The organism is Xenorhabdus aichiensis (genome assembly GCF_028598775.1).
Lineage (GTDB): Bacteria > Pseudomonadota > Gammaproteobacteria > Enterobacterales > Enterobacteriaceae > Xenorhabdus > Xenorhabdus bovienii.
Genome location: NZ_JAQRFO010000010.1, coordinates 100,660 through 110,838 on the forward strand (window position 1 = coordinate 100,660; position 10,179 = coordinate 110,838).

The following is a 10,179-nucleotide window of genomic DNA, read 5'->3' on the forward strand; positions in this document are numbered from 1 at the left end:
GTCATGCCAACAATCGATTTAAGCCAGTTGCCACCACCGGATGTGGTGGAACCACTAGATTATGAACAACTGCTGGAAGAGCGCAAAGAAGGATTGATCTCGCTCTATCCAGAAGAACAGCAGGATGCGATTGCACGAACTCTGCAACTGGAATCAGAACCTTTGGTCAAATTGCTGGAAGAGAACGTTTATCGCGAATTGCTCTTGCGTCAACGCGTCAACGAAGCCGCCCGTGCGGTGATGGTGGCCTATTCGACAGGTAGCGATCTGGATCAATTAGGTGTGAACAATAACGTAGCCCGAATGGTTTTGAGCCCTGCGGATAACTCCACCGTACCACCGACACCAGCGCTAATGGAATCTGACAACGACTACCGTGTTCGCATCCCACAGGCTTTTGAAGGTTTGAGTGTGGCTGGGCCAGTGGGTTCCTATGAATTCCATGCCCGCAGTGCGGACGGTCGGGTTGCTGATGCTTCGGCTATCAGCCCGTCACCAGCCAATGTCACCGTGACCATTATGTCCCGTGAAGATAAAGGCGTGGCATCGAAAGAGCTGCTGGATAAAGTCGAAAAAGCGCTGAACGACGAAAACGTACGTCCGGTGGCGGATCGCCTGCAAGTCCAGTCGGCGAGTATTGTGGAATATGAAATTGATGCGGTGCTGTATATCTTCCCGACACCGGAATCAGAACCGATCCGCAAAGCGGCTGAGCAGAAGCTGAAATACTACGTTGAAGCACAGCATCGTCTGGGGCGTGACATTCGCTTGTCGGCAATTTATGCCGCATTGCATGTGGAAGGCATCCAGCGTGTGGAGCTGAAAGCCCCGCTGAAAGATGTGGTGCTGGATAAAACTCAGGTGTCTTACTGCACCAAAACCACACTGATGATGGGAGGTTCAGATGAATGATCGCCTTCTGCCGATGGGCTCAACCCAGCTAGAACTTGCTGCGGCCAAAGCCTGTGCCGAGTTGCAGAAGATTAAAGTGCCGCTGCGTGAACTGTGGAACCCAGACACCTGTCCGGCAACGTTGCTGCCTTATCTGGCATGGGCGTGGTCAGTGGATCGCTGGGACGAACACTGGTCTGAGAGCATCAAAAGAGAAGTGATCAAAAGCTCGCTATTCCTGCATAAACATAAAGGAACGATTGGTGCAATTCGGCGGGTCGTTGAACCGCTGGGGTATCTCATTCGAGTAAAGGAATGGTGGCAGACCAATGATGTACCAGGCACCTTCCGGCTGGATATTGGTGTACTGGAAAACGGCATCACCCATGAAATGTTCGAAGAACTGGAAAAACTGATTTCTGATGCCAAGCCAGTCAGCCGTCATTTGATTGGGTTAGACATCAATCTGGATACACGCGGTGAGTATTACTACTCGGCAGCCAGTTACAGCGGTGACGAGCTGACGGTTTACCCCTATTTCCCAGAACAAGTAACAGTATCCGGCTCAGACGTTGTGGGTATGGGCATACATATTATTGATGACATGAGGATTAGACCATGAGTACCAAATATTTTGCGCTGCTGACGCAGCTAGGCGCAGATAAGTTGGCGAATGCTGCGGCATTGGGTACAAAAATTGAAATCACCCATATGGCCGTCGGTGATGGTGGTGGCAGCCTGCCAACACCAGATACTAAGCAGACCAAACTGATTAATGAAAAGCGTCGTGCAGCGATCAATACGTTGAGCATCGATCCCAAAAACACTAACCAGATCATCTCTGAACAGGTTATTCCTGAAAGCGAAGGTGGCTGGTGGATCCGTGAAATCGGCCTGTTTGACAAAGATGGCATTCTGATTGCTGTCGGGAACTGCGCGGAAAGCTACAAACCACAATTACAGGAAGGTTCCGGCCGTACCCAGACAATCCGCATGATTTTGATTGTCAGTAGTACCGAGTCGGTGACCTTGAAAGTTGACCCGTCTGTGGTTCTGGCAACTCGCGAATATGTTGATGACTCCATTCAGAAGCATTCGAACAGCCGTAATCATCCTGACGCGACGCTGAAAGAGAAGGGATTTGTGATCCTGAGCAGCGCAGTGGATAGCAACAGCGAAACCCATGCGGCAACACCGAAAGCGGTGAAGGCGGCGTATGACTTTGCTAATGCGGCGAATAATAATGCCAACGGTCGAGTGCCATCTGGTCGCAAGGTGAATGGGAAAGCATTGTCGGAAGACATCCATCTTAAGGCTTCTGATGTAGATGCATATAACAAAACTGAAACCGATGCACGGGTGAATGATGCCAAAGCGCAGGCGAAAGCTGCGAATGATAATGCCGATGGCCGCGTTCCAACGGGACGTAAGGTTAATGGTAAAGCGCTGAATGCGGATATTGCGCTGAATTCTGGGGATGTGGGTGCATATTCCAAAGGCGAGACAGATATTCGGGTTGATGAAGCAAAAGCGTTGGCTAATACTGCAAACCAGAATGCGGCTAATGCAAATAATAATGCGAATACTCGTTTGGAGAAAAACCAGAATGGTGCAGATATTCCGAACAAGCCGAAGTTTGTAGAAAACCTCGGTTTGGCGGAAACCGTCGAAAAAGCCAAGAATGCTGTATCAGCCAACGGTGGTCGATATATGGGAAATTTCTCATTTGGACAGGTAGAAACTGTACCAACAGAACAGAATAAAGCCATGTTAGTGTCTTTAGCAGGCAAAGAAGGAAGACCAGCAAGAGAACTCGCATCATACTCCCAATACGAGTGGTATACTAATTCAGTTCAAACTGGGGTTGTTCGTGGTGGTGATACAGATATTTTGGGCTACGGAATCAATATTAATAATGAGCGAGCGTTGAATCTATTCCCTAATGGTACGCTAGACGTTGCTAAGATTGATTTGAAAGATTATTCAAATTTTGATTCACATTATAAGGAAACTATCAATCTAGCCAAGAATGCGCTTAATAAAAATTCCGGTGGAGAGATTCAACAACCAGTTACATTTTATGGAACGAAGAATGGTACTGGAGCAATTAGTGTTTTTACTCGGTCAGACGATAACAATATAGGTGATGCATTAACCTATTTAGGCTATAACCATGGAACTCCGTCAAAGCCAGCGTTTAGCCACTATCTACGTGGACAGGGTATTACAAATATCGATACATTAGGTGGGTGTTATGTCCGAGAGGGGCTGCAAGTAGGACGACAGGTTGTACCGGGTGACTATGGGAATTTTGATGGTAGATATATTCAGCTGAATACAAATACAAAAACAACAGGTTATATTTTATCTAAAGCCGCAAACTATGCTGAAGATACGAATTCACGCAATTTAGGATTATCAGGATTTTTAAGACCTAATGAGGGATTAGAGGGGCTTGGTGCATTGGCAATTCATATAGCTCATCCTAATGAACAAAGTGCTCAACATGCAAGAGGAATTTCTTTTTCTTATGGAGGATATTCAGGTTATTTTAGGTTATCTACATATGCTTTTGATGACCAAGGTAATTTCAGAGGAAGTAAGCGTATTTTAACCGAAGAAGATATCAATCCATTAACTAATATTCCTGTTGGTGTCCCCCTACCTTGGTCTCATACTAATCCACCTGAAGGTTATTTTGAATGTAATGGTCAACAGTTTGATAAATCACAATACCCAAAATTGGCAATGGCATATCCTTCCGGCACTGTACCAGATTTACGTGGTGAGTTTGTTCGTGGACTGGATAATGGACGGAACGCAGATCCAAATAGGGGAATATTAACGCACCAAGAAGGTACTATCATTTCAGGTTTAGATGATAACGATACAGGGGATATTAGTTTTGTTGGTTCTCCCGGCGTTGTATTTGGAGATCCCATGACTGACGCACAATGGGCAAGTATTAAAGAAAAAAAATGGATTTCTTCCCCTAATTTATCTCAACGTTATGACTGGTGGGCTTATGTATCAGCTCGTCCCCGTAATGTCGCATTTATATATATAGTGAGAGCAGCATAATGAAATATACAACTGATATTAAAACACCAAAATTTGATAAAAATGGTTTTGCAACTTCTAATGGCTGGGTAATGGTTTATCGGACTAATACCGAAACAAGAGAATATACCTGTGCAGATATGGAGCGCACTGTCGTTGGCGTTAGCTTGTCTGCTGGGGCTTATCCAGATGCTCCAGAACTACCAGAATCGGTAGATATCGCTGTTTGTCGTAGTATTGATGGAAAGTCATGGATTAATATACCGGATTATCGTGGGAAAAATGCTTATCATATAAAAACCAGACAATCCCATAAAATACAGTCAGTTGGAGAATTACCTTCTGAATTAACTCTGCTAGAGCCTAAATCATCATTCGATAAATGGAACGGTAAACAATGGGTGACAGATATTAATGCACAGAAACAACATGAATTACAGCAATTGGAGAGTCAAAAGCAATCACTGTTACATGAAGCTGAACAAAGAATTATTCAGTTGGAACGTAAAACTAGACTTGATATGGCATCAAATGAGGAAACTTCACTATTGCGCGAGTGGGAAATTTATAGTGTTAAATTGATCGATGTTGATATTTCAAATATCAAAGAATTTGGTTGGCCTAAAAAACCGGAATAACAATAAGGGGCATAATGCCCCTGTAATTATTTTATTTTTGGTTGTTTAGGCCATTCGATATTTGGGGCAATACTACAATCAATCCGATTAAGTCTTACTCTATATTTTCGCCATTCACTTAACGCCGACTCTTCTATACTCGTATTAATACCTAGATCAACAGCATCCTGAAGAGGAGCAATTATATCTTTGGCGTAAATCATTAATTGTTTTCTCTTTACTTCTGCTTGCCTATATAGTTCTTCTTGGGTTAGAGGAGGAATATCTTCCCATGCCGGTAAGCCATCCTTACCAGCAATACGTATCTTACCTTTAGGGGGTATATTACCTACAAATTCCGAATAAACATCATCGCTAACGTCAATACCATCATCTGGCCATGAACCTGCATTGATATAATCCTGCATTAATACTTTTGGAAAAAATGCATTTTTTTTAGCACTATAGAAATACATGATTAATACCCCATTGCGAGCCAAACTGAAGGAAGACTATTATCAACAGTAACTCTTATTTTTTCATTGTTTAACAGTTTTGCAGAGGATGAGCAATTATCCCTTTCGTAATCTATAGCATCATTTACATAACCGATTGCCCATAACCCTCTTGTTGGAAAATTAATAGACAAAGGAACATCAATAGTACCTGCTCCAATTTCATTTTCTACAATTCCCCACTGAATGATTAGACCTGTATCACCACATTTCCACCACCCATTAGGATCTTTCTTAGACGTATTTTTTGTGGCAACAATATCATCCAATGTTGCAAGTGTTCCACTTTTTTGTGGAGTCTGTAAATTGTAGAGCCGATTATCAGCAGGATCATTAGCCCAGATTGTGAGAATTTTACCTTGACTTCCTTCTATACCTATACGGTGACCATTTTCAGCAACATAAACCAATCCTGGCCAGTTACTTCCATTATTAATACTTAAAAGTCCAACTTGTGTGTCAAGTTTACTATATCTAGGCAGGTATTTGTCATCAGCTTCTGATTTCGTGATCCGTTCACTAATCAGAGATGTCACTACTTTTTGACTCATTACCTGCTCAGCCGAATTTCCTGAAAACTGAGTGATCGCTGATTTAGACACGGCATTCTTAGTAGCCAAATTGATAGTTTCTGCGTAATCATGTGCATAAGGTAGAACGGTATCGTCATACTCTTTTCCTAATATAGGATCATCAATCGCATAGGATTTTGCCATCCATTTGATTTCAAAGTTATTATAGGACTGCAAGGAACTATCGATTTCAACTTCCTCTTCATTACGAGAATAACGAATACCGGAAAAATTACTTGTCACATGGTAAGTTAAACCACCTCGTAAATAACAGCCACTAAGAGTATAGCATTCAACAATATCCCCGGACTTTGCATCTTGATAGAGTGGATATTTACCCTCAATCGGTCTGGCAATGCTCATCATGCCATAACGAATATTTTTTACTGTATTACGGTATCTTTGATGAATACGTTTAATATTTAGATAATGAGCATCACCTCCCCATGGAGTATCGCCTCCTTCAATCTGCAACGACAGTCCAGCAAGGTGAGTCACTCCTTTCCCAAATGGCTCTTTTTCTCTGTCTTCTGCATAGTAGCGATGCATAGTCAGCCAAGAATTCGCTCCATCATTCGATGGAAATCGCCACCATACCGGGTAATAGCGATCACTGCTCAATCCAGTCAGGTCAATCGTTGTATTAAAACGCGGTTCGGCCTGAATTGCCTCAGCAGTTGGCTTATGTCCTTCATGATAGACCTGATGCCCTTTCACACGGAGATTATCTGATTTCAGGCTCATCCACTCATTGGTTCCTCCCCCAGAGAGGCTATGCTGCCATTTGAAATACTCGTTACCATTATCTGCGGTTTTAAACCACATATAAGAATCGGTATCACCATCTCCGGTGTTTTTAAAACCAATTGCGGCCATATCTGTATTTCTGCGCCAAGATATCTCACTGTCAGTAGAAATCGTGATATCACCGGTGACTTCGCCCCCACTGCGTGGCAACGCATTTTGTGCTTGGTTTTTGGTTTCCGCCAAACCGAGGTTTTCTACAATCCCTTGATCCCGACGATCCGACGCCAAAATCACCTCCCACACACCTTGAAAACCAAAAAACAACGTCTCAAATAAGCCACTTTTGGCTATCAAAAAATAACCAAAATAGCAATTTGCCTATAAAAATGTGGATAAGTATAAATAATGAACTAATTGGCGTGTGAAAAGTAATCAATTTGAGTGTGTTATTTGAGTAATTTGGATTTCTATCCAATAGCACCTGTAAATATCCTCAAAAACATCCTGAGAATTAATATTTATTCATTTAACTAATTGATTTAAAACAAAAATACCAAAACGCATTTGTATCCACTACCACACATTTCCCATCGAATGATTTCCCCTACCCAATCCGTCAATATAGCGGCACACCTTAACAGGAGAACGCTAAAATGGCACAAGATTATCATCACGGTGTCCGTGTACAGGAAATCAATGAAGGTACTCGCACCATCACCACAGTTAGCACAGCTATCGTGGGTATGGTTTGTACTGGTCCTGACGCAGACGAAAAAACATTTCCATTAAACACTCCAGTTTTGATTACTGACGTTATGAGCGCCAGTGGCAAAGCAGGGAAAAAGGGAACTTTGTACTCATCACTGAAAGCGATTGCTGATCAGGCTCAGCCTGTCACCGTCGTTGTTCGTGTGGCTGAGGGCGAATCTGAAGAAGTAACCGTTTCTAACATCATCGGTGGTGTCACTGATGCAGGTAAGAAAACGGGTATGCAGGCACTATTGGCAGCACAAAGCCAGCTCGGTGTTAAGCCTCGTATTCTGGGTGTTCCGGGTCTGGATTCAAAAGCGGTTGCAATTGAACTGGCCAGCGTTGCCCAGAAACTGAAAGCAATGGCTTATGTCAGCGCTTATGGCAGCAAAAATATCTCTGAAGTCATCAAATACCGCGACAACTTCAATCAGCGTGAGCTGATGCTGATTTGGCCGGATTTCTTGAGCTGGGATACTGTTTCCAATAGCGAGTCTATCGCTTATGCGACCGCTCGTGCTCTGGGCCTGCGTGCCAAAATCGACGAGGAAACTGGCTGGCACAAAACACTGTCCAACGTGGGTGTTAACGGTGTCACCGGTCTGTCTGCTGATGTCTTCTGGGATCTGCAAGATACCGCAACTGACGCTGATCTGTTGAACAAGAGTGGCATCACTACGCTGATCCGCAAAAACGGCTTCCGTTTCTGGGGCTCCCGTACTTGCTCTGATGACACACTGTTCCAGTTCGAAAGCTATACCCGTACCGCTCAAGTTCTGGCTGACACCATGGCTGATGCACATATGTGGGCAATCGACAAACCACTGACACCATCACTGGTACGCGACATTATCGAAGGTATTAATGCCAAGTTCCGCGAACTGAAATCTGGTGGTTACATCATCGATGGCCGTTGCTGGTATGACGAAAAAGCCAACGACAAAGACACGCTGAAAGCAGGCAAACTGACCATCGATTACGACTATACACCTGTACCGCCACTGGAAAACATGATGTTACGCCAGCGCATTACAGATAGTTACCTGATGAATTTCGCTAAAAGTATCAATAAATAAGGGGCTAACTGATGGCATTACCTCGCAAACTTAAATACCTGAATTTGTTCAATGATGGCAACAACTATCAGGGGATCGTGGAAGAACTGACTCTTCCTAAGTTAAGCCGCAAGCTGGAAGCTTATCGTGGCGCCGGCATGAACGGCAGCGCAATGGTGGATCTGGGTCTGGATGAAGGCGCATTGGATGCGGAATTCACTCTGGGCGGTATTGAATCTCAACTGTATAAGCAGTGGGGCATTGCGACAGCAGATGGCGTTATGTTGCGCTTTGCTGGCTCTTTTGAGCGCGAAGATACCGGTGATGTGGTTGCGGTTGAAGTTGTGATGCGTGGTCGCTTCCAGGAGTTTGATCACGGCACTTATAAACAAGGTGATAACTCTCAGACCAAAATCACCGCGAAAAACACTTATTTCAAACTGACATGGGATGGCGAAGAGCTGATTGAAATCGACACCATCAACATGGTTGAGAAAGTGGGCGGAGAAGATCGTCTGGAGCAGCATCGCCGCAATATCGGTCTTTTTTAATCGCTTTTTTAGCAATTAGATTTTTTAAAACTTATTTCCTGTCTCATTGGAGTTTGAATCATGCCTGCTGGGACAGGTTTTTAATCGGATAAACAAGGTTGAACCATGACAGAAACACTGAACACTCAAAATGACGATCTGCGCACCATCGAATTGGAAGCTCCATTGGCGCGAGGTAACGGCGAAATCACGGAAGTGATGGTACGCAAACCTACCAGTGGTGCGTTGCGCGGTGCACGTTTACAGGCGCTGCTGGAAATGGATGTGGATTCTATGCTGCTTGTCCTGCCGCGTGTTACCACTCCTGTATTGACCAAAAATGACCTAATGATGATGTCACCTGGTGATCTGATTAATCTCAGTGTGGAGGTGGTCAATTTTTTGTTGCCGAAGTCGGTCAAGTCCGATTCCCAGAACAATTAACCGTTGATGAATTGGTGGCGGATATCGCCACCGTTTTTCACTGGTCACCGGCAGTGACAGATGAAATGTCATTGTCGGAACTGTTGGATTGGCGACATCGGGCCATTTTAAGAAGTGGTGCAGAAAATGAGTAATATACAGTCACAGCTAAACAAGGTGCTGAGTACCGTTGGAAAGCTGACCGGTTCCTTTAAATCTTTTCAACGGCATCATAAAAAGCTGGAAAATTCAGTCGATAAAATTCATAACCAGTTCAAAAAACTCAATAAGACCGTTGAGAGCTTAAAGCCTATCGTGGGTTATGCGCAGGAAACTGCGCGTATACGCACCGATCTTAAAGCCTATAATCAAACAATTAAACAATCTTTATCTGTGCGGCAGAATTCGACAAGAACGATGCAGGTTAGTGCTGCCAGTCAATCAGCTAATATTATTCAAACTACCCAGATTATCAAACAGGAAAATTCATCCAGTAAAAAAAGCGAATTTAATCTTGGTGTAACGGGGAATATGACTAACAATTTTACATTGTTAGATAAGTTGGTCATTAATATCAATCCAAAGATAACAATTTTATTTAGTATTCTGAATAAAATTAATGCGGTTTTGAATGTAACTACTGGTGCAGTAAAAGTAGTATTTCAAACTCTGGTTGGTTATATACAACTATTTGGAAATGTTGGTATAAAAACATTCGACTCGTTAAGAGTCAGTTTGAATATATTTACGCAGTTGGGTATTCAGGCTTTTGTATCTTTAAAAGTGAGTCTGAATATTTTTGCGCAGTTGGGAATCCAGGCGCTGGATAAATTAAAATCCAGTCTGGATGCATTTGCACAGTTGGGGCTTAAAGCTTTTGAAGAATTAAAAGCCAGTCTGAATTTCTTTGCACAATTAGGTGTTCAGGCTCTGGATAAATTAAAATCCACACTGGATGCATTTGTGCAGTTGGGAATTCAGGCCCTGAATAAATTAACCGCTCCCCTGGATGTATTTGC

General features: G+C 43.3%; 10 protein-coding genes and 2 pseudogenes. 10 read left to right on the forward strand and 2 right to left on the reverse strand.

Annotated features, from left to right (window positions below; genetic code table 11):
- Window positions 1-3 precede the first annotated feature (3 nt).
- From PSI22_RS06930 to PSI22_RS06950, 5 genes and pseudogenes are all read left to right on the forward strand, one after another.
- Complete coding sequence (locus PSI22_RS06930; RefSeq protein WP_038201973.1) at window positions 4-912, forward strand: baseplate assembly protein; 909 nt, start codon at window positions 4-6, stop codon at window positions 910-912.
- Window positions 905-1,513 (forward strand): phage tail protein I, encoded by a 609-nt coding sequence (locus PSI22_RS06935; RefSeq protein ID WP_038201971.1) that lies wholly within the window; start codon window positions 905-907, stop codon window positions 1,511-1,513. The genes PSI22_RS06930 and PSI22_RS06935 overlap by 8 nt, the downstream gene beginning before the upstream one ends.
- A pseudogene (locus PSI22_RS06940) lies at window positions 1,510-2,376 on the forward strand (phage tail protein); the annotation flags it as partial. The gene PSI22_RS06935 and the pseudogene PSI22_RS06940, both read left to right, overlap by 4 nt.
- Window positions 2,371-3,972, forward strand: coding sequence for a phage tail protein (locus tag PSI22_RS06945; protein WP_370689009.1), 1,602 nt, complete (start codon window positions 2,371-2,373; stop codon window positions 3,970-3,972). The pseudogene PSI22_RS06940 and the gene PSI22_RS06945, both read left to right, overlap by 6 nt.
- Window positions 3,972-4,589: a tail fiber assembly protein gene (locus PSI22_RS06950; protein ID WP_273579128.1), complete on the forward strand. Its 618-nt coding sequence runs from the start codon at window positions 3,972-3,974 to the stop codon at window positions 4,587-4,589. Before PSI22_RS06945 ends, PSI22_RS06950 begins: the two co-directional genes overlap by 1 nt.
- A gap of 26 nt (window positions 4,590-4,615) precedes the next feature.
- Here the strand turns inward: PSI22_RS06950 and PSI22_RS06955 are convergent, their stop codons facing one another.
- Together PSI22_RS06955 and PSI22_RS06960 are read right to left on the reverse strand one after the other, a co-directional pair.
- Window positions 4,616-5,044 (reverse strand): tail fiber assembly protein, encoded by a 429-nt coding sequence (locus PSI22_RS06955; protein WP_273579129.1) that lies wholly within the window; start codon window positions 5,042-5,044, stop codon window positions 4,616-4,618.
- A gap of 2 nt (window positions 5,045-5,046) precedes the next feature.
- The gene (locus PSI22_RS06960; RefSeq protein ID WP_273579130.1) at window positions 5,047-6,690 is read right to left on the reverse strand and encodes a tail fiber protein; all 1,644 of its coding nucleotides are present in this window, start codon (window positions 6,688-6,690) and stop codon (window positions 5,047-5,049) included.
- Window positions 6,691-7,055: 365 nt separating this feature from the next.
- On the opposite strand from PSI22_RS06960, the gene PSI22_RS06965 reads away from it, so the two are divergent.
- The 5 genes and pseudogenes from PSI22_RS06965 to PSI22_RS06985 form a co-directional block, all read left to right on the forward strand.
- Window positions 7,056-8,228, forward strand: a complete 1,173-nt coding sequence (locus PSI22_RS06965) for a phage tail sheath protein (RefSeq protein ID WP_038201953.1) — start codon at window positions 7,056-7,058, stop codon at window positions 8,226-8,228.
- 11 nt (window positions 8,229-8,239) lie between these two features.
- The gene (locus PSI22_RS06970) at window positions 8,240-8,758 is read left to right on the forward strand and encodes a phage major tail tube protein (RefSeq protein ID WP_012987901.1); all 519 of its coding nucleotides are present in this window, start codon (window positions 8,240-8,242) and stop codon (window positions 8,756-8,758) included.
- Window positions 8,759-8,863: 105 nt separating this feature from the next.
- Window positions 8,864-9,181: a phage tail assembly protein gene (locus tag PSI22_RS06975; protein ID WP_012987900.1), complete on the forward strand. Its 318-nt coding sequence runs from the start codon at window positions 8,864-8,866 to the stop codon at window positions 9,179-9,181.
- A 14-nt stretch (window positions 9,182-9,195) separates the two neighbouring features.
- A complete protein-coding gene (locus PSI22_RS06980; protein ID WP_010845423.1) occupies window positions 9,196-9,315 on the forward strand; it encodes a GpE family phage tail protein in 120 nt (39 codons plus the stop codon).
- A pseudogene (locus tag PSI22_RS06985) lies at window positions 9,308-10,179 on the forward strand (phage tail protein); the annotation flags it as partial. The gene PSI22_RS06980 and the pseudogene PSI22_RS06985, both read left to right, overlap by 8 nt.